Annotated in this window: 22 protein-coding genes; 8 read left to right on the top strand and 14 right to left on the bottom strand. The window is 69.3% G+C overall.

Features of this window, described 5'->3' with window-relative positions; all coding sequences use genetic code 11:
* The first annotated feature begins 150 nt into the window (after positions 1 to 150).
* A complete protein-coding gene (locus tag AB0M87_RS30365) occupies positions 151 to 705 on the top strand; it encodes a GNAT family N-acetyltransferase (RefSeq protein WP_365858643.1) in 555 nt (184 codons plus the stop codon).
* On the opposite strand, the gene AB0M87_RS30360 is transcribed toward AB0M87_RS30365, so the two are convergent.
* The 9 genes from AB0M87_RS30360 to AB0M87_RS30320 all read right to left on the bottom strand — a co-directional run bounded on the left by AB0M87_RS30360 (position 606) and on the right by AB0M87_RS30320 (position 10,835).
* The gene (locus tag AB0M87_RS30360; protein WP_365858641.1) at positions 606 to 1,469 is read right to left on the bottom strand and encodes a class I SAM-dependent methyltransferase; all 864 of its coding nucleotides are present in this window, start codon (positions 1,467 to 1,469) and stop codon (positions 606 to 608) included. The two genes, AB0M87_RS30365 and AB0M87_RS30360, sit on opposite strands and share 100 nt — an antisense overlap.
* A gap of 73 nt (positions 1,470 to 1,542) precedes the next feature.
* Positions 1,543 to 3,117, bottom strand: a complete 1,575-nt coding sequence (locus tag AB0M87_RS30355; RefSeq protein ID WP_365858639.1) for a type VI secretion protein — start codon at positions 3,115 to 3,117, stop codon at positions 1,543 to 1,545.
* Position 3,118: 1 nt separating this feature from the next.
* On the bottom strand, positions 3,119 to 4,531 hold the full coding sequence (locus tag AB0M87_RS30350; protein WP_365858637.1) for an ATP-binding protein: 1,413 nt from the start codon (positions 4,529 to 4,531) through the stop codon (positions 3,119 to 3,121).
* A gap of 9 nt (positions 4,532 to 4,540) precedes the next feature.
* A complete protein-coding gene (locus AB0M87_RS30345) occupies positions 4,541 to 6,091 on the bottom strand; it encodes an SCO6880 family protein (RefSeq protein ID WP_365858635.1) in 1,551 nt (516 codons plus the stop codon).
* Entirely contained in the window at positions 6,088 to 7,434 is a 1,347-nt protein-coding gene (locus AB0M87_RS30340; RefSeq protein WP_365858633.1) for a hypothetical protein, read from the bottom strand. Before AB0M87_RS30340 ends, AB0M87_RS30345 begins: the two co-directional genes overlap by 4 nt.
* The gene (locus tag AB0M87_RS30335) at positions 7,424 to 8,263 is read right to left on the bottom strand and encodes a hypothetical protein (RefSeq protein WP_365858631.1); all 840 of its coding nucleotides are present in this window, start codon (positions 8,261 to 8,263) and stop codon (positions 7,424 to 7,426) included. Before AB0M87_RS30335 ends, AB0M87_RS30340 begins: the two co-directional genes overlap by 11 nt.
* 156 nt (positions 8,264 to 8,419) lie before the next feature.
* A complete protein-coding gene (locus tag AB0M87_RS30330; protein WP_365858647.1) occupies positions 8,420 to 8,728 on the bottom strand; it encodes a hypothetical protein in 309 nt (102 codons plus the stop codon).
* A gap of 282 nt (positions 8,729 to 9,010) precedes the next feature.
* A complete protein-coding gene (locus AB0M87_RS30325; protein ID WP_365858629.1) occupies positions 9,011 to 10,252 on the bottom strand; it encodes an MFS transporter in 1,242 nt (413 codons plus the stop codon).
* Positions 10,253 to 10,607: 355 nt separating this feature from the next.
* Entirely contained in the window at positions 10,608 to 10,835 is a 228-nt protein-coding gene (locus tag AB0M87_RS30320) for a hypothetical protein (protein ID WP_365858627.1), read from the bottom strand.
* Positions 10,836 to 10,989: 154 nt separating this feature from the next.
* Here AB0M87_RS30320 and AB0M87_RS30315 point away from each other — a divergent pair, with 154 nt between their 5' ends.
* Entirely contained in the window at positions 10,990 to 11,883 is an 894-nt protein-coding gene (locus AB0M87_RS30315) for a hypothetical protein (protein WP_365858625.1), read from the top strand.
* Between the two features lie 145 nt (positions 11,884 to 12,028).
* Here the strand turns inward: AB0M87_RS30315 and AB0M87_RS30310 are convergent, their stop codons facing one another.
* Genes AB0M87_RS30310 through AB0M87_RS30300 form a run of 3 tightly spaced genes read right to left on the bottom strand, consistent with a single transcriptional unit; the run spans position 12,029 to position 13,320 of the window.
* Positions 12,029 to 12,268 (bottom strand): DUF397 domain-containing protein, encoded by a 240-nt coding sequence (locus tag AB0M87_RS30310; protein WP_365858623.1) that lies wholly within the window; start codon positions 12,266 to 12,268, stop codon positions 12,029 to 12,031.
* Entirely contained in the window at positions 12,261 to 12,458 is a 198-nt protein-coding gene (locus tag AB0M87_RS30305; RefSeq protein WP_365858621.1) for a DUF397 domain-containing protein, read from the bottom strand. Before AB0M87_RS30305 ends, AB0M87_RS30310 begins: the two co-directional genes overlap by 8 nt.
* 10 nt (positions 12,459 to 12,468) lie before the next feature.
* Positions 12,469 to 13,320, bottom strand: a complete 852-nt coding sequence (locus AB0M87_RS30300) for a helix-turn-helix transcriptional regulator (RefSeq protein WP_365858619.1) — start codon at positions 13,318 to 13,320, stop codon at positions 12,469 to 12,471.
* Positions 13,321 to 13,515: 195 nt separating this feature from the next.
* On the opposite strand from AB0M87_RS30300, the gene AB0M87_RS30295 reads away from it, so the two are divergent.
* From AB0M87_RS30295 to AB0M87_RS30275, 5 genes are all read left to right on the top strand, one after another.
* Entirely contained in the window at positions 13,516 to 13,944 is a 429-nt protein-coding gene (locus AB0M87_RS30295) for an ATP-binding protein (protein WP_365858617.1), read from the top strand.
* Positions 13,945 to 14,178: 234 nt separating this feature from the next.
* The gene (locus tag AB0M87_RS30290) at positions 14,179 to 15,000 is read left to right on the top strand and encodes a twin-arginine translocation signal domain-containing protein (protein ID WP_365858615.1); all 822 of its coding nucleotides are present in this window, start codon (positions 14,179 to 14,181) and stop codon (positions 14,998 to 15,000) included.
* A gap of 10 nt (positions 15,001 to 15,010) precedes the next feature.
* The gene (locus tag AB0M87_RS30285) at positions 15,011 to 16,768 is read left to right on the top strand and encodes a serine/threonine-protein kinase (protein ID WP_365858612.1); all 1,758 of its coding nucleotides are present in this window, start codon (positions 15,011 to 15,013) and stop codon (positions 16,766 to 16,768) included.
* Positions 16,769 to 16,804: 36 nt separating this feature from the next.
* Positions 16,805 to 17,806: a bifunctional lytic transglycosylase/C40 family peptidase gene (locus AB0M87_RS30280; protein WP_365858610.1), complete on the top strand. Its 1,002-nt coding sequence runs from the start codon at positions 16,805 to 16,807 to the stop codon at positions 17,804 to 17,806.
* Positions 17,807 to 18,039: 233 nt separating this feature from the next.
* Positions 18,040 to 18,738 (top strand): phosphatase PAP2 family protein, encoded by a 699-nt coding sequence (locus AB0M87_RS30275; protein WP_365858608.1) that lies wholly within the window; start codon positions 18,040 to 18,042, stop codon positions 18,736 to 18,738.
* Positions 18,739 to 18,774: 36 nt separating this feature from the next.
* Here the strand turns inward: AB0M87_RS30275 and AB0M87_RS30270 are convergent, their stop codons facing one another.
* Together AB0M87_RS30270 and AB0M87_RS30265 are read right to left on the bottom strand one after the other, a co-directional pair.
* Positions 18,775 to 20,358 (bottom strand): FAD-binding oxidoreductase, encoded by a 1,584-nt coding sequence (locus AB0M87_RS30270; protein ID WP_365858607.1) that lies wholly within the window; start codon positions 20,356 to 20,358, stop codon positions 18,775 to 18,777.
* An 80-nt stretch (positions 20,359 to 20,438) separates the two neighbouring features.
* Complete coding sequence (locus AB0M87_RS30265; RefSeq protein WP_365858649.1) at positions 20,439 to 20,636, bottom strand: hypothetical protein; 198 nt, start codon at positions 20,634 to 20,636, stop codon at positions 20,439 to 20,441.
* Positions 20,637 to 20,701: 65 nt separating this feature from the next.
* On the opposite strand from AB0M87_RS30265, the gene AB0M87_RS30260 reads away from it, so the two are divergent.
* Positions 20,702 to 21,526 (top strand): hypothetical protein, encoded by an 825-nt coding sequence (locus tag AB0M87_RS30260; RefSeq protein ID WP_365858605.1) that lies wholly within the window; start codon positions 20,702 to 20,704, stop codon positions 21,524 to 21,526.
* Positions 21,527 to 21,558 lie beyond the last annotated feature (32 nt).

Below are 21,558 nucleotides of genomic sequence, written 5' to 3'. Positions count from 1 at the left end.
GTACTGCAGGGGGGACCCTGTGGGAGAGTAGGACGCCGCCGAACAATTATTGTGGGGAGCCCCGCACCGTATGGTGCGGGGCTTTTCCGCGTTCCGGACCGGGCGGATAATCGTGTGCGCTCATGGCGCCGTGCCTGACACGATCGATCCATGGAACATGTCATACGCCCCGTCCGCGCGGACGAGTGGCTCAAGGTCAGGGAACTGCGGCTGCTGGCTCTGCAGGATCCCGTGGCGGACATCGCCTTCCTGGAGACTTACGCCGACGCCGAAGCGCGGCCGGAGTCCTTCTGGCAGGACCGCGCCCGTGGTGCTGCGCACGGCGGTGCCGCGCGGCAGTTCATTGCGGAGACTCCCGACGGCGAGTGGGCCGGCACGGTGGTGGTGCTGGTCGAACCGGCCGGCACTGAGAGCGTCTTCGGCGACTGGGTGCCCATCTCACAGGGCCATCTGGTGGGAGTGTTCGTTCGTCCCGAGTTCCGTGGGACCGGGCTCACCGATGAGTTGTTCCGCAGCGCCTTGGAGTGGGCCTGGTCGGTGCGGGAGCCGAGGCTGGAGCGCGTACACCTGTTTGTCCACGAGGCCAACGGAAGAGCCGCTGCGTTCTACCGGAAGCTGGGCTTCGTACCCACCGGGGATTCCGTCCTCGCCCCCGGCGACAAGGGGGAGCGGGAGCTGGAGATGGCGGTCGTGCGTCCGGCCTGACGCTGGGGACGAGCGGCCACCAGAAGATCCACCAGGTAGGTCTCCTCCACCGTGCCGTCGGGCAGCGCCTCGCGCAGCCGCCTGCGTTCGTCGTCGAGGAACACATGCCGACGGGGCTCATCGAGGACCAGGAACGCCGATCGGCTGATGATGTTGGCGAGGTGGGTGTCGAGGGGGACCACACGGGTCCAGCGCACCTGGCGTCGTGCGACCCGCAGACCCGTCAGGCCCGCCAAGCGGATGGCGTCGCTGTCATCGGGACGTGTTGCGGGGTGCGGTTTCGTGCCGCAGAAGCGGGCGATGCGCTCGTGCTGTGCACGGATCCACGGCACGTCGAAGGCGGTGGTGTTCCACCAGATCGCCACCGCGCCGTCCCCGTGCAGGACGCGCAGCGCCTCGGGGACCGCGCGCGCCGGCTCCGTCCACTGCCAGGACTGCGCGTAGGTGATGAGGTTGTGCGAGGCGTCGGCCAGCGGGAGGGCGTTTCCGTCCCCGCGCACGACCGGCACATCGGGGAGTGCTCGGCGACACTCGGCGGCCATGGCCTCACCGGGCTCGACGGCGATCACGTCGGCACCTCTCCCGCGCAACAGTGCCGTAGCGAGTCCGGTGCCCGCGCCGACATCGGCGACCCGGGTACCAGTCAGCTGACGTTCGGTGAGCTGCTCGATGGCGTCGAAGACCGCGGGTGGATACGAAGGCCGGCTTGCGGCGTACTGGGCGGCGGCGGCATTGAACGAGTGGGCACGTGAGCCTGCAGTCATGCCCTCATCATCGTCCCCGGGGGAACAAGAGACGACCCGCGTCCGATCTCGGTGATCCTTCCCGGCGGCAGCCTCAGCGCGGCACGCTGTCCGGCCAGCGGGATCGCTGCTGTTCGCGGGAGCGCAGCAGAACGAGTGGTGTGAGTCCTTGGTCCTGGCCGGTTACCAGCAGCTCCGGGAGTTGGGGCAGTGGGGCCACGGCCGCGACATCGTCGAGGACCAGGGTCATTGGTGGGTCGAGCCGACCGTCGGTTGACCGTGCGGCCAGGCGGCGGCCGTGCTCGACCACGCTTGATACGAGTGCGGTGAGCAGCGGCATGGCGCCGGGGTGTGCGCGCGGATCCTCGATTGCTTCACCCACCACATAAAGAGTGCCCCCTTCATGGACGAAAGATTCCAGTGTGAGGGTGTCGGTTCGGTTGGGGGTGCAGGTCTCGCGGATGTGGATCGAGGAGAGTGCGGCCAGCGCACGTGCCGTCAGTTCCTGGGCGATCTCGCGGCGCTCGGGATGGGCGGTGAGCGCCGATTCGAGGAGACCCGCCGCGCCACCGGACGCCTTGGGATGGGTGCGGAGGATCCGTACGGGTTCGTGGGACGAACCGGACCCCTGGGCCCAGCGGTGCACCTGTTTGAACGGTCGGCCGTCGATCGCCGCCGCGTGCAGCCAACCACCGAGCAGCGTCTCAGCGGTGTCGGCCATTGCTGCGTCGATACGGGCCTGCGGCCGTATCGGGGCGAGCAGGGCGACGGCTCGTGCCGCGGCGATGTCCGCGGCCTCGCAGCCGGTGGTCGGGGACCAGTGCAGGCGGGCCGGGGTGTCGCAGAGGTGGCCCGGGTCGTAGACGAGTACCGGCCCGAGCTTGGCCCGGGCATCTTTGGTCTCGGCCCAGACCGCGGGCGACGACGTGACGACCAGCGCGGGGCCCGCCGCGTCGCGAACGGCCTGGACGGCGGTGGGGCGGCGGGTCTCGGCGGAGCCGTAGACAAGGCGCGGTGCGGTCTCCTGATGGGCGGCGCCGAGCGGCTGGGCCGGCACGGTGGCGATCGGCACATTGGCGATCGCCACCGGCGTTTCGGGCGGTGGACCGGCCGCCGGTTCGACGGACGCTTCGCCCACCGGTTCGACCGCTCGTTCCGCCGCTGGTTCAACCACCCGTTCCACCGCGGGTTCGACCGCTCGTTCGGCCGCCGACTCGGCCGCCGACTCGTCCGCCGGTCCGGCAGCTCGAGCTCGGCACCCCGCAGCACCCTCCGCCCGCCGGGACGCCCGTACCGCGCGCCAGCGGGTCACCGTGCCCAGCACGAAGACGGTGAGGACCAGCAGTGTCAGCAGCTCGCCGATCAGCAGCCCCCAGAACAGCCCGTACCCGGACAGCTGCGCGGGCGGGGTGTCCGGCCAGGCGCCAGGCAGGGCTTTGGGCGTGGTGGCCAGTTGGCGGATCGCCACCGGGGTGTGTGAGACCGTCACCCCATCCGGCCAGGAGCCGTGGGTGAACACTCCGGCCAGCCCGGTGGCCAGCCAGACCAGGAGCGTCAGACCCAGCAGGAACACCATCAGCGTGATCAACAGCCCGTCCGGGATCCCCCGCGACTGCTGCGATGCGGAGGCGGAGGTTGCGGACCGGTACGGGGGCCGGGCGTCGGGCATGTCAGGCCACCGTCGACTCTGAGGACTCGTTGAACTGCCGCTCGATCCGGGCCGCTCGCTCTTCCGCCTCCGTCTCCAGCTGGGCGGCCAGTGCGTCGTCGGCGTCCGGGGTGGAGGACTCCGTCATCGCGCGGTCGGTGAAGACCAGGGGGCGTTCCGCCTCGGTGATCAGGTGTTTGACGACCTGTACGTTGCCGTTGACGTCCCAGACGGCGATGCCGGGGGTCAGGGTGGGGATGATCTCCACCGCCCAGCGCGGCAGCCCGAGCACTCGCCCCGTCGCTCTCGCCTCGTCCGCCTTCTGGGCGTAGATGGTTCTGGTCGAGGCCATCTTCAGGATGGCTGCGGCCTCCCGGGCCGCCGCGCCGTCGACCACGTCCGACAGGTGGTGCACCACCGCCACGAACGAGAGCCCGAGCCGCCGGCCGAACTTCAGCAGCCGCTGGAAGAGCTGCGCCACGAACGGGCTGTTGATGATGTGCCACGCCTCCTCCACCAGGAAGATGCGCTTCTTGCGGTCCGGTCGGATCCAGGTGTGTTCCAGCCAGACACCGACGATCGCCATCAGGATCGGCATGGCGATCGAGTTGCGGTCGATGTGCGAGAGGTCGAAGACGATCAGTGGTGCGTCCAGGTCGATGCCGACCGACGTCGGGCCGTCGAACATGCCGCGCAGGTCGCCGTCGACCAGCCGGTCGAGGACCAGGGCGACGTCCAGGCCCCAGGCCCGTACATCCTCTATGGAGACGTTCATGGCCTCCGCCGACTCCGGTTCGGGGTGGCGGAGCTGTTCGACGATGTCGGTCAGGACGGGCTGGCGCTCCACGATCGTCTCGTTGACATAGGCGTGTGCCACCTTCAGCGCGAAGCCGGAACGCTCGTCCAGGCCGTGGCCCATGGCGACTTCGATGATCGTACGGAGCAGGGCCAGCTGCCCCGTCGTCGCGATCGCCGGGTCCAGCGGGTTGAGCCGGATGCCGTGGTCGAGTGCTGCCATCGCGTCCAGCCGGATGGGGGTTATACCCAGTTGCTGCGCGATGAGGGCCCATTCGCCGGCGCCGTCCTCGCCCTGCGCGTCCAGGACGACGACCTGCCGGTCCTTGAACCGGAGCTGGCGCAGCACGTAGGTCTTCTCGAGAGAGGACTTCCCGTTGCCGGATTCGCCGAGGACGAGCCAGTGCGGGGCGGGGAGCTGCTGGCCGTACAGCTGGAAGGGGTCATAGATGTAACCCTTCCCCGAGTACACCTCGCGGCCGATGATCACCCCCGAGTCGCCGAGGCCGGGTGCGGCCGTCGGCAGGTAGACCGCCTGCGCCTGGCCCGTGGACGTACGGACCGGGAGGCGGGTCGTCTCGACCTTGCCGAAGAGGAACGCGGCAAAGGCATCGGTGACGGCGGTCATCGGATCTCGCATCACGGGCCCCTATCGGCGGATGCCGGTCGCGAACGGCAGCGTATTCACAAAGGCCCTGTGGTGCTCGCGGTCGCACCATTCCAGCTTCAGATACGACTTTCCGGCAGAGGCGCGGATGGTCCGCTTGTCCCGGGCGAGCGCTTCGGGCGAGCGCGACGACACCGTGATGTACCCCACCAGGTTGACCCCGGCAGCACCGCTGGCGAGATCTTCACCCCGCTGGTCGAGCCGGCCGTGCGAGGCGACGTCGCGCGGGTCGACGGTCCGGTTCATCTTCGCGGCGCGGGAGGCTTCCGCCTCGTCGTTGGTCTTCTCGGTCAGCATCCGCTCGATCGCCACCTCGGTCGGTTCGAGGTCCATGCAGACCGCCACCGTACGGATCACGTCCGGGGTGTGGACGAGCAGCGGGGCCAGGAAGTTGACGCCGACGGGTGTCATCGGCCATTCCTTCACCCAGGCGGTGGCATGGCACCAGGGCGCGCGGGTCGAGGACTCGCGGGTCTTCGCCTGGAGGTAGGTGGGCTCCATGGCGTCCAGCTCGGCCGGCCAGGCGTTCCGCTTGGTCATGGCCTGGATGTGGTCGATGGGGTGGTCCGGGTCGTACATCGAGTGCACCAGCGAGGAGAGCCGGCTCTGGCCGAGGGGCTGGCGTACCCGGATGTCCGCCTCGGCGAGCCGTGCGCAGATGTCGGTCAGTTCGCGCGCCATGACGACCGCCAGGCCCGCGTCCCGGTCGAGCTTGCGGCCTGCCGCGGGCCGCGCGGCGCGGGCCATCGCGTTCGCCTCGGCGGACAGTTCGCGGGTGAAGTGCATGCAGGCCACGAGGTAGGCGCGGTGCTGTTCGCTGGAGGTGGACACCATCGAGGCGAGCTGGTCGTAGGAGTCCTGCAGCCAGGCCGGCGCGCGGGGGTCGCCGCGCTGGGCGACGTCCTTGGCGTGCGCGTCCGGGTCGGCGGGCAGGGTGCGTGCCAGGATCTGCAGGCGGGTCACGAAGCCGTCGCCGTTGGCCACGTGTTTGAGCAGTGTGCCGAACCGGTCGACCAGCGCTTCCTGGTCCTCCGAGTCCCGCAGGCCCACGCCGGGGCCCTCGATCTCGATGGCCGCGGTGACCGTACGCCGGTCGGCGTGCAGCAGGACGGCGATCTCATCGGGTCCGAAGGGGGCGGCGAGCCAGTTGATCCTGCCGATGCCCGGCGGTGGTCCGACCTCGACCTCCCGCCCGTCGAGCCGGGTGCCGGCCTCGACGGCCGACGATTGGTAGACGGTGCCGCGGCGCAGCGAGCGCTTGTAGCTGCGGTTGATTTCGAACCATTTGTAGAACGTGCGGTGTTTGTACGGGACGTACACCGCGGCGAGGGCCAGCATCGGGAATCCGGTGAGGGTCACGATGCGCAACGGCAGGACGGGGACCAGCAGTCCGCACATCATGCCGACGAAGGCGCCCGCGATGATCAGCGCGATCTCGCCCGTCTCGCGGTTCTTGCCGACGATCGCCGATGGCCGGGCCCGGCCGATCAGATACGTGCGGCGGGGCGCGACCGGCTGGGACTGGGTCGTCAACGCCCTCCACCTCCTGTGCCGTTGTTGCGTGTGCTGTGGGTTCCGGTACTGCTCGGCTTGCTACGGGGTGGGGGCGCGGCGGAGGGGACGCTTCCGCCGCCTCCCCGGCTGCCGCCGCCCATACCTCCGCCGGAGCCGCCGCGGTTACTGTGGGCCGCGACGCCGCCGGACAGGGGGTTTCCGGAGCGGGCGCCGCCGCCCTGACCGCCGCCGCCTCCGCCGTCGTTGCCGCCGCCCCGGCTGCTGTGCGTCTTGATGCCCTGCGACACCAGAGCAGCGGGTGAACTGATCAGCGCGGCGGCCTGGGAGCCGTCGGTGGCGGTCTTGCGGTTGGTACGGGAGGCCGCGACCTCGTCGCCGAAGCCGGGGACGAAGCGGTAGATCATGCCGCTGGCGAAGATGGCGAGCAGGATGATCGCGAGGCCGGAAACCACGGCGGAGAACGAATCGGGTCCCTTGCCGGACGTCAGTGCGCCGGCCAGGCCGAGCACGATCACGATGACCGGTTTCACCATGATTACCGCGATCATGATGCCGGCCCAGCGGCGGACATGGCCCCACATGTTCTTGTCGACGAGCCCCGCGTACACCACGGTGCCGAGCAGGGCGCCCGCGTAGAGCAGGGCGGCCCGGATGACGAGCTCCAGCCAGAGCACACCAGCGGCGAGGATCGACACCAGGGAGGTCACGATCAGCATGATCGGGCCGCCGCCGATGTCGGTGCCCTTCTTGAGCGCCTCGGCGAACGATCCGAAGAAGACGTCGTTCTGCCCGCCGGTGGATGACGCGATCACCTCGGTCACGCCGTCGGTCGCCGAGACGAGGGTGTAGAGGATCAGCGGTGTGAAGGCGGAGGCGATGACCGTCAGCCAGAGAAACCCGATGGCCTCCGACAACGCCGTGGTCAGCGGCACCCCGCGGACCGCCCGCTTGGCGACGGCGAGCAGCCACAGGACGAGGGTGAGGATGGTCGACGCGGCGAAGACGACGGCGTACTGGCGGAGGAACGCGGCGTTGGTGAAGTCCACGTTGGCCGTGTTCTTCACGGCCTCGGACAGTTTGCCGACGATCCAGGCGGCGGCGTCGGCACAGCCCTTCGCCAGGGACGAGAGGGGGTCCAGGGGGTCGTTGCTGGGCGTGGGGGTACTGGGGTTGGCCTTTTTGCCCGTGCAGTAGTCCTTGGCCAGACCGACGATGAGATCGCAGGGATCGTCGCTCTTGCCCGGGCTGGGGCTCGGCGACGGCGCCGCGACGGCAGCCGAGGACAAGAGGATGACTGCGGGCGGGAGAACGCCCAGAATCGTGGGCAGGGAAAGGGCACGACGTCGTCGGCTACCGGGCATAGGTGAAGCCTCCGAATCCCTGGACGGCACCGGCGATCTCGTCGGCAGTGGAAGCCCGGTTGTCGGCGCTGACGGGCGTCGGGCCTTCCTTCTGGCTCGACGACTCGATCTTCCAGTCGCCACCGACCCACTTGAGGTTTTCGGTGAGGGTGAACCAGGTTTCCGTGACCGGCTTGGTGGAACCTTCTCCGGCGAGACCGACCAGGCCCGTACACCAGACCGCTACAGACGTGGTGGCGCTCTGCTGCTGTGTCACCTGGGCACCTACGGGAACTGTCCGCGACACGAACGTCTGACCGCTGGGCGCGTCACCGTTCGCCGCGAGGCCGACGTTCTTGAGAAAGCCCGGAGCGTAAGCGCTGTCCAGCTCGGGCAGGAGCCCGTCGACGACGGCCGGGTCGTGAGTGGCGCTGATGATGGCATCCCGGCTGGTCTTCTTGAACATCCCGTCGGATCCGAGCGCCACCGCAAAATTGGCTGCCGCGCTCTGCGCGCCCTGCGCATCGTGCGCAAATCCCGAGGCGATCCATCCGCTCCGCCCGGTGACCGGCTTGACCCCCGACGCCGCCGTGGAAGCCGCCCCCGGCTTCTTCGCGTCGCCGGTGTCCGACGACGTACCGCCGCCCCGGTTGGCGAAGGCGATCGCCGCGATGAGCAGGACCACGACGCCCACGACCGTCACGAGCGAGCGCGAGGCCCGCGGAGGCCGTCTGCCGCCTCCGTAGACGTCGCCGCCTTCGGGCAGCCGCGTACGGGTCTGACCCGTGCCGCCCATGCCGTCGGGGCGGCCCGCGTCGCCGCCGTAGTCGCGCTCGTCGCCGAGACTCATGCCGCGTACGCCCCCTCAACCGTGTGCCGTGTCGTGCAGTACGACGGTAACTGTGCTGATGCCCGTGTGGGCGGGCCGTGGTGACACGACATCAGGGATGCCCAACCTCTGTATGAGCCGGGCAGCACCCGGGGCGACGGAGCCGCTGACCTGGGGTCAGACAGCCATTCCGTACACGATGGTGAAGACAGTGCCCAGGGAGCCGATGATGAAGACGCCGGTGAGGCCGGCGACGATGAGCCCTTTGCCCTGCTCCGCGCTGAACGTGTCGCGCAGCGCGGTGGCCCCGATGCGTTGCTTCGCCGCGCCCCAGATGGCGATGCCGAGGCAGAGCAGAATGGCGACCGCCATCACTACCTCGACCATCACCCGCGCCTCTTGCCCGAGGCTGCCGAACGGCCCCCAGTTGGGGGCGATTCCGCCGATGATGGTGCTGATGTCGCCCTTGTCGGCTGCCAGGTTCAAGTAACTCACCGCCCCTATCCGGTAGTTCATGCCCGTGCTCCGGCGCCCGGGTCATGTCCCATCTTCGCTGATGAAACTGCCTCCGTGTGTAACCCGGCAACGCTCTTTATCCTCATGTCCGCACGTGTGTCCGATTACCCCGCCCTGACCTGCGGTGCGGACTCGTGTTCCTCGAACATGCATGGTTACTCTGTGTATCACGAGGGGTGACGCCGGGCAATGACGTCGCTGCGTGCACCGGTGTGATTGTCGCTCCGGCTTCCGTAGCGGTGCTGACCACCGCTACGGGACGGTTACCGGTTCCGCTGCTTCGACGGACAGCGCCGGGCGGCGGGGCAGCAGGAGCGGAGTGCTCAGGATGAGGACGCCGGCGATGGCGATGGTGGTGCGTGGGCTGGTTACGTGAGCGAGCAGCCCCCCGAGAACGGTCAGCGTCGCGATGGTCGCGCGGCTCGTGATGGACCATGCCGAGAGGGTTCGGGTGATGCGCTCGGTTGCGGTGTGTTCGAGCCGGTAGGTGGCGAACACCGGGTTGAAGACCCCCACACAGGTGATCAGGCAGAACTCGGTCACCATCACGATCAGGAGCCCCGGGAGGCCGGGCCGGACGAAGGCCAGGCCCAGCGGCCAGCACGCTCGGAGGGCCCCACTGACGAGCATGACCCGGTGTTGTCCGAACCGGGCTACCAGCCAGGGGGCGAGCCGCGATCCCACCAGGCCGCCGATGCACGGCACGCCGAAGGCCAGACCGTACTGCCAGGGCGCGAAGCCCAGATCCCGCAGAAGGAGCACGGCCAGCAGTGGCGCGATCGCCATGATCAGTCCGTTGACCAGGGCGGTGTTGAAGAACAGCGGCCGCAGTACGGGGTGGCGCAGGACATAACGCCACCCCTCCACGACGTCGCCCGTGCTGAATCGCCGGGCGGGCCTGGCCGGCGGCTGTGGCTCGCGGCCGCTGATCGCCCGGATCCCGAGCGCCGAGAGCAGGTAGCTGACTGCGTCCAGCACCACCGTCGTCAGCGGTCCGAACATCCCGATGGCGGCACCGCCCAGGGGCGGGCCGAGGGCGGTCGCCGTCCAGGTCGTCGTCTCGAACCTGCTGCCGGCGGTCAGGAGGTCTTCGGGCCGTACCAAGTCCTTCAGGTGGGCACCGCTCGCGGAGGTGAACACGATGTTCGCCGCCGCGACGATCACCGACACGACGACCAGTTGGGCGAAGCCGAGGCAGCCCAGCGCATAAGCGGCAGGCAACGACAGCATGGCCAGAAACCGCAGCAGGTCCATCGAGATCATGACCGGTCGCTTACGGCGGAACTCCACCCACGGGCCCAGCGGCAACACGATCAACGCGCCCACCGCCAGGCCCGCCGCCGACAGGACGGACACCTGCATCGCGCTGCTGTGCAGTACCAGGACGGCGATGAGCGGCAGCGCGTCCAGCGCGAGCCAGGTACCCACCGTGCTGGCGGCGAACGCGGCCCAGAGCCAGCCGAAATCCCGGCCCAGCGACTGCCTGCGCGTCACACCGCCTCCGACCCGCTCCATCCGAACGCTACTGGTTGATCAAGATGATCAAACCGTCAGTCTACGGCCACGAAGGGGCGCATGAAGGTACGCGCGAAATCGGTGAACACATCCGGTCGATCTGTCCTCGGAGCGCTCAGCTGAGTGCCCAGTGAACAGACAGGCGGCAAGTGCTCACCGATTTCGCAGGGGGTGCCTCTGGGACCCGTGGATTGCGACCTACACGGGGCACTTCGATGTCGTCCGAACCGGTGGACCCTTGTCGCCACCGACCGCGGCCGAACCAGCAACCTCCCGAGCCCTCCGGACACAACGTACTTCGGGCATTCCCGAAAGGGGCACGGGGCCTTCGCCCTCACTTGTCGTCGATGTCACCTGGCAGGCCGCGCCAGGGTGGTTTCAACCCGCTGAGAAGGGCTCGCAACACTTCGAGACGGTGGGCTGCCTCGGAGGCCGCCGATGTCTTCAGCGCCTTGTGGGCAGCCTGCGCCGTGAGAACCCCGAGTATCACTCGGACCGAGCCTTTGCTGATGGCGACAGCGGCCAGCGACCAGGCGGCCATGCCGATGTATGTGGCGAGCATCTTCGATCACCCTTCTGCGGACTGGAGCTCTCAGGTGTAGCCCTGCTACCCGCGGAGGCGCTTCCCCGCAGTCGCGCGGAACCCGCCGCGCCGCGCGAACTCAGCGCAGCCGCGCCCCTGTTGCGGGAGCGGCGGCCGGAGTGAGTATGCGGGCATGAACGACACCGATGAGCCGCGAGGTCCCAGAGGGAAACGGGACCTGCCTTTTCCCTATAACCAGGATCTCTCCGGGGTGTTGCGCCATCTCAACCGCCGCACCCGCTGGGGCAGCGACCGGCTCGCGAACGACCGCGCCACAGCCTCGTTCCTGGCCGCCGGTATGAGGCTGCTCGTACAGCACCTCGGTCCCGGCGCCCAGCAGCGCGTCAGCAGCGAACGCCTGCTGCTCGGTTCCCTGTCGCAGCGCAGGGTCGCCGAGGAGTTCGCCGGCAATCCGGGCCCCTTCACCCGGCACGGCAATGGCGTGTCGATGCTGAGAGACCGCTGGAGCCCGCACTCGCACTTCGTCAGCGACTTGATCAACTTCGCGGTATGGAGGGAGAACTACCGGCCCGCGTACCGGAAGCAGCGTGCCGCCAACACCGAGCGGCTGGTGCACGGAGCGGACTTCGTACGAGCCGTCCACGACATCTCCTACCAGCACACCGCTGAGGGGGTCGAACTGCCCTCCGTCCGGCTCGGACTCGCCCTCATGACCGCGGCCGAGGGGGACGACGAGGTGACACGGATCATTTCCACCGTGTACGAGGACTATCTCGGCTCGTGGAAGCAGCTGTACACCGCCGTCCTACGGGAGCGCCATCTGCGTTTGCGCAAGGGCCTCACGCTCGACGATCTGGCGAACGCGCTGTCCGCCGCGACCGACGGTTTGACCCTCCGCGCCATCGGTAACCCCGGGGCCGGAGTCGTCGACCACGACAACCGACGCTCTCTCATGGGCACGGTCGCGCTCGCCGTCATCCACGCGTTCCTCGAGCTGGACGACGACGCGACCGGCCTCACACTGGAGCAGGCCGTCGCGATGCGGTTCGACCGGCGATCGTATTGAGCGACGCCCATCGGAAATCCACCTGGGCATGCAGCGAACGCACCGGCGAGGCCAGCTGCAGCGCCCCGTACAAAGCGGCTGCAACCATCACGAATGACACACAAGCCCCCGCTGGCCAAAGCGTTACTGACAGAACGCACGAGGGTTAGGTGACGGGGCCCTGGCCGTCCAGTTCGGCGAAGTGGTCGAATTCGCCTGCCTGGACGCCGAGTACGAAGGCGTCCCACTTCTTCTGGGTGGTGGTGACGACGTTGTCCGGGTCGCTGGTCTCGCGCAGGTAGACGGCGTCGTCGGGGCCGAAGGCGATTTCGATCCAGGGGCCGGGTCCCTTTTCGCCCTCGGGGGCGGCGCGGATCCAGTCGAGGTCGTCGGGGGTCTCAGACACGGGTCGCTCCGGTCCGCATGCGCTCTATCGCGTGGAGTAGGGCGCCCAAGGCGGGAACGGTGGTGCGCAGTATGACCCCTTCGGGGTCACTGCTTTCGGTGATTCTCACTGTCCGGTCCTCGGAGGCGACATGCAGACAGGACTCGCCGCTGCCGCAGTACGAGGACTTCTGCCAGTTGTAAGAGATCATCGCGGGCCTTTCACACGTCCTGGACAATGTCGTGGATGAACTTGCGCGACGCGTCAGGGGTGAGGGCAATTGCCTCCACTCGTTCCAGGAGGAGGCGGTACACCTCCAGTTCCGCCTGCGCATCAACGTATTTGGGGCCGTGTGCCTGATCCAGTTGGACGGTGTCCAGCTGTGGCACCGGCCCGTGTACGTAGTAGATGGACTGGCCGGCGCCCGGGTAGGCGCCGGCGCTGAACGGGATCACCTGGATGGTGATGCGATCGCGTTCGCTCATGTCCAGCAAGTGCCGCAGTTGACGGACGGCCACTGCGCGTCCGCCGAACTGCATGCGGAGTGCGGCCTCGTGGATGATCGCCTGGTACGGCGGCGGATCGTCCTGGTAGAGGACGGTCTGCCGTTTGACGCGGTGGGAGATGCGATGTTCCACCTCGGGCGGCGTGTATGCGGGGACCATGTGCAGGAAGATCTCGCGCGCGTGGTCCGCGATCTGGAGCAGTCCCGGGATGTGGGACGTGTGCGCGGTGCGCAGCTTGAGTCCGTGGTGTTCCAGTTCGCACAGGTCGATCAACGACGCGGGAAGGATCTCCCGGTACTCCTCCCACCAGCCGCGCTTGCGTTCCCCCGTCATGCCGATGAGTGCGTCGATCAGGGCATTGTCGGAGCAGGAGTAGTGGCGGGCCATCGCGCGGAGCCGTTCGGGACTGACGCCGAACCGGGCTCCCTCCATATTGCTGACCTGGCTCTGCTTGATGCCGAGGAGCTGTCCTGCCTCGGTGGAGGTCAAGCCCGCGCGTTCGCGCAACCTGCGCAGCTCGACGCCGAACCGGAGTTGACGAGCTGTGGGGGCGCTCCTCAGCGGCATCGATGTCTCTCCTCGTACAGGACGTCACCCACACGGATGAAGAACCTAGTAGTTCAGCTCAAACAGCTTAATACCTAAGGCGGTGCCGCTAGCTTTAGGCCACCGCCCGGAAGTACCTCGCTCGACGGAGCGACCTCGTCACCGGGCACCCAGCAGGCACAGTCAGTCAACTCCCCTCCGTGATCGGAGAATTCCGTGACCACCGTAGCGCCGTCCTGGGCGTACGCCCTCCAACTTCCGCACGATCCGCACGCCCCCGGCATCGCCCGCAAAACCCTCCGCGCGGTGCTCCACTCGCACGGTCTCGACCAACTCGTCGACACAGCTGAGCTGCTGGCCAGTGAACTCGTCACCAACGCCTACCGGCACTCGCGGGGCCCTTACGGCCTCCGCCTCCGCGCCATGGACGCCGACCGCATCCGGCTGGCGGTCTGGGACGGCAACCCGGCCATCCCCGCACCCTTCGGTCCGCCGCCGGGTGAGGACGCCGAGTGCGGGCGGGGGCTCCACCTGGTGCGACTCTGTGCCGCGAGCTGGGGTGCGTATGTCCTCGCGGGCGGCGGCAAGGTGCTCTGGGCCGAGTGCGAGGAGAAGCGCGACTGTCAGTGGGGTGGCTTACTGTGATCGATGCAGGTGCTTTTGGTGACTGGGCCGGGGGAGGCGTCGGGTGTCCGAGGTTCGCAGGGCCGGGCCGGGTAGCGCGGCCCGGATGTCTCGCGTCGGCCGGGTGGGTGGCGCGGTAGGCGTGTGTCCGCGCGGCGTGGTCCGTCGCGGGGCGTGCCGTGCTGAGGTGCCCGCAGGCCTGCCGCCTCGGATCGTCGGGTCGCGCTGCCACCGCCGAACCCGGAGGACCACCCCATGACCGAGCAGTCCCGGCGCAGCTTCCTCAGGCAGGTCTCGGTGGGCAGCGTGGTAGCGGGCGCGGGGGCGTTGGCACCGGGCCTGCTGGCCCGGCCGACGCCCGCGCACGCCGGGACGCGCCGGGGCAGGGCGGCCGCGCCGGGCACGGCCTACGGCATCGACATCAGCATGTCCGCCCAGACGACCGGGGTGCTGACCGCGGGTCTCTACCAGCTCCGGATGTTCAAGGCGGTGCAGAGTGCCGCGCCCGGCGGGGTGCCCACGCTGTGGGCTTCCATCGGTAACTACTCGGAAGAGACCCGGCTGTCCTGGACCGAGCAGTACTTCGCCTTCGCGTCGACCCAATACGACTACCGGCGAGCCCGGTTGGGCGGTGTAGCGGCCATGCCGATCGCATCGGGCCAGGCCCTCGACGTCGGACCCGGTGCGGTGGGCACTGTGGTGGACAGCGGCGGCAGTCCGGGCGCGATCACCTTCCGGAATACCACCGCAGATCCGTTCACCTGCGGCTTGGCGCAGCCGTCCCCGGACGGCGGGCCGACGATGCCGCTCTGTGCCTTTCCGCTGCGCGGCAGCAGCCCGGTCGCCGTCAAGCCGTTGCGGAAGGTGGCCCTGGCTTTCGCGGCGGGGCCGCTGTGGCCGGGCTCGGTGGTGCGATCGCCGGTCGGCCGCACGGTGCTGGTGGATCTGACCCGGGCCAAGTCCGCCGAGTTGTCGTACGACATCAACGCCGGATGGTCCTGGAAGGGCGCCGTCGTGGCCGAGACGGTTGCGACCACGGCCTTCACCAGCAGGCTCGTCGTCGCCGGCCAGGTATGACCGCTTGATCGTGGGGGAGCCCGCTGAAACAGTTGGCCCAGTGGACGCACTCAGACCTCAGGATCCAACACACATAGGCGCGCACGCAGTTGTCGCCCGGCTCGGGGCGGGTGGAATGGGCCAGGTGTACCTGGGGCGTTCGCCCGGGGGCCGGCTGGTGGCGATCAAGGTCATCCGGGAGGAGATCACCGACCACCCCGAGGCACTGAGCCGCTTCCGGCGGGAGGTCGAGACCGTACGGGCGGTGCGCAGCGCGTACACCGCGAACCTGATAGACGCCTCGCTGGCCGCGCCGCCGTACTGGCTGGCCACCGAGTACGTGACCGGGCCGACGCTGAGCCGTGCCGTACGGGAGCGGGGGCCGTTCCCGGCCGTCACCTGCCGGGGCGTTTTCGCCGCGCTCGCGGAGGGTCTGGCGAGCGTGCACGCGTACGGGGTGACGCACCGGGATCTCAAGCCGCAGAACGTCATTCTGTCGGCGCAGGGGCCGCAGCTGATCGACTTCGGGATAGCCCGGGGCACGGGGGACGCGGCGCTGACCGAGACCGGCTTCGCGCCGGGGACGCCCGGGTTTGCCGCGCCGGAGGTGCTGATGGCCAACCAGGTCGGTCCTGCAGCCGATGTGTTCGCGCTGGGCGCGACGATGGCGTACGCGGCGACCGGGCGGGCGCCCTTCGGAGGCGGCCAGCCGGCCTCGGTCGGGTACCGGGTCGTCCACGAGGAGATCGACCTGGCCGGGGTCGATCCGGACCTCGCGGCGCTGATCAACTGGTGCGTGGCGAAGGACCCGGCGGCCCGGCCGTCGCTCACGGCGTTGATCGAGCGGTGCGCGGTGCGGGCCGCCTTGGTGGACGACGGGTTCTACGGGGCGCTGGCGGGGCTCAGCGATGCGGTGCCGGTGGCGGGGCCTGTGCCGGTGGCGGTGCCGGAGGTCGGCCTGCACGGGGCGCCCACGGCGACGGCCGGGCAGTTCGCTCCCGGCTACACGCCGACGCAGGGAGTGGCCGCGCCGGATCATGCCCCCGTTGCCCCCTCGACCCGCAGGTTCAAGCCGTGGATGGCGGCGGTCGCCGTCGTGGCGGCCGTGGGAGTGGGCGCGGTTGTGGCTGTGCAATTCATGTCCGGTGGCGGCCACGCAGACCCCGCGAAGGACAGGAGTCCCAGCACCAGCCCGAGCAGTGGCCCGCCGAAGAAATCGGCCAAGGCGCCGTCGTACATCGAGAACAACCGGGTCTCCATCGACCAGTGGGGACTCTCCAGCGACCCCGGCGCGGCCGCTCATGGCATAGGCCAGTGCCGCACCTTCGGTGGGGAGGCGGACGCCCCGGCCGAGTTCCAGTACTCGGTGGAGAACGCCGACGATCCGAGCCTGCCGTATGTGGGGGCCAGGGCGAAAATCGAGTTCCGGTTCAAGTCTGCCGAGAACAGCGGCACGAAGCCGTCGGCGGCGCCGTACTACGTGTCGGTCGGCGTGCGGGCGCCGCATGACATCGATCCGAGCACCGGCAAGCCGTTCCCGGACCTGATGATGCCGAACAAATCGGTCGGATACACCAGCAGACCGGTGGACGCCTACGCCAACTGGAAGACCGGAGACTTCGTCACGCTGACGTACCCGGACGATTTCGCGGATCACACGAACGGGAAAGTGACCGACAGCATCCCTGTCGCCAACGACCCCGGGGACTGGACCGTGGTCTTCTTCCACGTCAAAGGAACCCCAACGGACTACTCCAGCATCAGCTGCTCGGGCTTCCGAGTGAAGTAGGCGGTGAACCACTGGCAAATGGGGGAGGGTTGAGGAATGCGCAAAGTCTGGGTGGTCGGCGGCATCGGTGCGGGCGTGAGCCTGGGCTTCATCGGCCTGCTCGTCGTCGGCACCTACTCGGCGGCCGCCGGCCTCGGCAGCGGATCAGCCGTCGCGCTGGCCAAAGGGGCCGTGCCCAGCCAGTACCGGACCACCGTGCAGAAATGGGGCAATCTCTGCCCTTCGCTCAACCCGGCGCTGCTCGCCGCGCAGTTGTACCAGGAGAGCGGCTGGGACCCGCAGGCCAAGAGCCCCGCCAACGCGCTCGGACTGGCGCAGTTCATCCCGGGCACCTGGACGACACACGGTATCGACGGGAACGGCGACGGCAAGAAGAACATCTGGGACCCCGCCGACGCGATCCCGTCAGCCGCCTCGTACGACTGCGAACTGGCCGGATACGTCAAGAACGTACCCGGTGACCGGAGCGACAACATGCTCGCCGCGTACAACGCCGGTTCGTACGCGGTCATCAAGTACGGCGGGGTGCCCCCGTACCGCGAGACCCAGAACTACGTCAAAATCATCCGCACCCTGGAGAAGAGCTTCGCCCGGCCCGTGAACGGCGTGGCCCCCTCCCAGCAGGCCGCCGCCGCCATCTATTACGCGCAGCAGAAGCTCGGTACCCCCTACCTCTGGGGTGGGAACGGCACCGCCGCCCAGGGAGGGCGGTTCGACTGTTCGGGGCTGACCAAGGCGGCGTACCACAGCGTCGGGATCGAGCTGCCGCGGGTGGCGAACGACCAGTACAACGCGGGGGAGCATCCGGCGCGGGACCAGTTGCTCCCGGGTGACCTGGTCTTCTTCTCGAACGACCTGTCCAACTCCCGGGCCATCCACCATGTGGGTCTCTACGTCGGCGGCGGCTACATGATCGACGCGCCCTACACCGGCGCCGTGATTCGCTTCGACAAGATTGATTCGCCGGACTATTTCGACGCCACCCGGGTCACCGAGGACGGCGCGAAAGCGCTGCCCAGCACGCATCCGGAGGCCTGAAACGCTGCGTTGCGCGACCGGGACCCACCGTGAGAGCGTCGCTTCTGAGCTGCGACGATGAGTCTCTCTTCGATAACGTCATGGTGATCTTTCGGTGGAGAACGGAACGCCGGAGGCGTCCAGGGCGTTCCCTGGACTGAGGACGCACCGAACGCGCACTGACCACGGGGTCGGGTGGAGCGGCGTGCAGGGACGTACGGCCGCGTAGCGGGAGCAAAGGCAAGGGGCAGCAGATGGCTGGACTCGCAAGTGATGGGTCGAACCCTGATGTCAGCCTGCTCTACGACATCAACGGCTTCGCGAAGTCCGCACCCGGCTGGCTCGACCGCACCATGGAGTTCGTCGGCGAGTACGGCATTCTGCTGGCGATGGTGCTGCTGGTGCTCGGCTGCTGGTGGCAGGCGCGCAAGGGGGCGGACCACGAGCGGTCGGTGACGGTCGTCGCCGGCGCGCTCTGGGCGCCACTGGCTGCCGGGATCGCGGTCCTGGTGAACATCCCGATCCGTGGATTCGTGGGGCGGCCGCGGCCGTTCGTGGATCACAAGGGCCTGGACGTATTGATTCCCGGGAAGACCGACTTCTCCTTCGTGAGCGACCACGCGACGCTGGCGATGGCCGTCGGGGCCGGACTCTTCGTGGCGCACCGGAAGTTCGGGCTCGCCGCGATCGGGCTGGCGCTGGCGGAGGGCTTCTGTCGGGTCTTCATGGGCGTGCACTATCCGACCGACGTGATCGGCGGCTTCGCACTCGGCACCGCCGTCGCGTTGCTGCTCTCGCCGCTCGCGATGGCGTTGCTGACCCCGGTGGTGCGGGCGGTGGCCCGGTCGGAGCGGCTGGGCTTTCTGGTGCGGTTCCGGCGTTCCCGGGAGGTGGCCTCGGCCGTGGTGGAGATCCCCGAGCCGAGACCGGAGCGCAACGACCTGGCCGCCTGAGCGGCCCGTTCACCACACCTCAGCCCCCGCGCCAGGTCACAGCGCTTGCGGGAAGCTGAACACCCGTTCGGGGTCGTACCGCTTCTTCAGGGCGGTCAGCCGCGACGCCCCGTCTCCGTAGTACGCCGTGCGCCATCCGGTGAGGGACGGGTCGCTGTAGTTCTGGTACGCCCCGCCCGAGGCGTACGGCCCCATCGCCGCATGGGTGGACTTCAGCCAGGCCTGCTGGGCGGAGCCGGCCGTGCCGGGGCGCCAGGACGCGACGTACTGGGCCAGGACCCGGGAGCGCCGGTGGACGAAGGCGGTGGCCGACGGGTCGACACGGTTGATCGCGCCGCCCAGTGCGGTGAGGGCGACGGAGCCCGCGCCCTGCGCGGCGGGCAGCCGGGCGAACCCTTCGACGCGGGACAGCAGCGCGGCGATCCCGGCGGCCGGGACCGCGCGGTCGTAGAAGTCCGAGGCGGCGGCATAGGTGTCGCGCTGCAGGGCACCCCGGGCGCGGCGGCCGGGCGTCGGCCCCGGCAGATGGCACTGGTCCTCGCTGAGACCGGCGCAGCCCGCGTACAGCAGCATGGCCTGCTCGTAGCTGTGCCTGCGCAGCGATACGGAGCTCGCTGAGGCACCCACCGCGTCGGCGAGTCGGTCGACGGCGTTCTGCAGACCGCCGTAGGAGCCGAGGGAGAACGCGGCGACGGTGAGGCCGGGCACCCCACCGCCCGCGGTGGCCTCCAGATGGGCCGACGACCAGATCTCGTCGGGCTGGTCGGGGCCCCATTTCTGCCAGGCGTCGATGACCGCGCGCGCCTTCGACCAGGGCCAGGAGAGATACGCGGAGACGGTCTGCGGGGCGGTGTGCGTACGGAAGGTCAGCTCGGTGACCACACCGAATTGGCCGTTGCCCGCGCCGCGCAGCGCCCAGAAGAGGTCCTTGTTCTCCTTGCCGGATGCGGTGATCCGCCGGCCGTCGGCGGTGATCAGGGTGGCCGAGGTGAGGGCGTCGCAGGTCAGACCGTAGGCGCGGGAGGCCACGCCGTGGCCGCCGCCGAGGGTGAGACCGGAGATGCCGACGGTGGGGCAGGAACCGCCGGGCAGCGAGCGGGAGCTCCTGCCCAGGGTCTCGTAGACGTCGACGAGCTTGGCTCCGGCGCCGATCGTGCCGTCGGCCGATATGTGTGACAGCTTCGACACGTCGATGACCAGGTGACCGTTGCCGGACGACCAACCGGCGTACGAGTGACCACCGTTGCGGATGGAGACGGGGACGTGGTGGGCCTGCGCGTAGGCCAGGCACTCGCGTATGTCGGCCTCGTCCGCGACGTAGGCGACGGCGGCCGGCTTCAGGTTGTCGAAGCGGGTGTTGTAGAGCTGACGGGCCGCCGGGTAGTCGGCGTCGCCGGGGCGGACCAGTTTGCCGTCGAGTCCGTGGCCGAGTGCGGTCCAGTCGGCAGCGGCGCGGGGCCGGGAGGACCTCGGTGTGGTGGGGGTGGCGGGGGATGTGGTGACGGGTGACGTGCTGCGGGCAGCCGGACCGGTCCGGCCCGGCGCGTCCGTGGCACCGCTGTGGCAGGCGACCGCGGTGGCCAGGACGGGGGCGGCGATGAGCAGGGTACGGCGTCGCATGGGCGGACCTCCGGCTTATCAGACGCGGTTGTGGGGGGCGGAGGTTCCCGTGACGAGCTGATGTGCGACGGGCGGGGGGATCAGCGCTTCGGCGCGTGCCCGGTCGCATCGGCGCGGGCGCGGTCACGGGATCGGCGGGCCGGGCCCGCCCAGCCGCAGGTGCAGCGTGCCAGGCAGAAGGAGCCCCGTTCGGAGGTACTCGTGGTGTGGTCGCCGCTGCGCTGGGAGGGGTGGTCGTCGTGCACCCGTCCACGGTACTCGGGCGTGACGGCGGCCACCGGACGTCGTTATGCGGGAGGAGCGGCACGGACGATTACTGGCCAGGCGTTGGGGGTTGGCGGCGATGGTGCAGCAGGGCAAGGGCAGGGACAGGGCCGGGGTGGTGGCCGGTGCCGCGCTCGCTCTGGCGGGTCTGGTAGGCGCCGGAGGATGTTCGGCCCGCGCCGGGGCCGCCGCCGACGACCGGGCCGGGGCCGACATGGTGCGGCAGGCCGCCGATGCGCTGGCCGCGGCCCGGAGCTCGAAGGTCGTCACCTCGATGACGATGGCGTCCGGCGGTACCCGGGTGACCATCCGAGGCGAGGGCGGGTTCGACTTCGTCCGCCGCACCGGGCAGCTTCGCGTGGTGCTGCCGAAGGACGCGGCGGGCGCCGAGGAGCACCGTCCGATCACCGAGGTGCTGACGCCGGCCGCGGTCTACATGAAGAACCGGGGTGCCAATGTGCCCGCCGACCAGTGGGTCGAAGTCGAACCCGCGAAGCTCCCCGATGGCAACCTGGTGACCAACGGGGCAACCGATCCGCTGGTGGCCGCCGAGCTGCTGCGCGGAGCGCACGGCGTGACGTACGTGGGCCGGGAAGAGCTGGGCGGGGTCCGGGTCCGGCATTACACCGGGACCGCGGACCTCGTGATGGCCTCGAAGCGCGCCCCCGCGCCCATCGGTCGGGCTCTGGCGGCTGCGGCGAAGGCGTTCGCCGGATCGTCGGTGCCGTTCGATGCCTACTTCGACGACCGGGGGCGGCTGTGCAAGGTGCGCCACCGGTTCGATTTCGCCAACAAGGGCCATACGGTCGAGGTCGCCTCGACGATCCTGCTGTTCGGTTTCGGCACCCCCGTCAAGGCCGGACTCCCCCCCAAGGACCAGATCTACGCCGGAACTGTCCAGTAGAAATGGTCCGTCCGTGCCATGCGCGCGGTGTG

Origin of the sequence: Streptomyces sp. NPDC051320 (assembly GCF_040682175.1) — a bacterium.
In the GTDB taxonomy this organism is placed as follows: Bacteria; Actinomycetota; Actinomycetes; order Streptomycetales; family Streptomycetaceae; genus Streptomyces.
The sequence above is the reverse complement of the archived record's forward strand: the minus strand, read 5'-3'. Positions and strand labels throughout refer to the sequence as shown.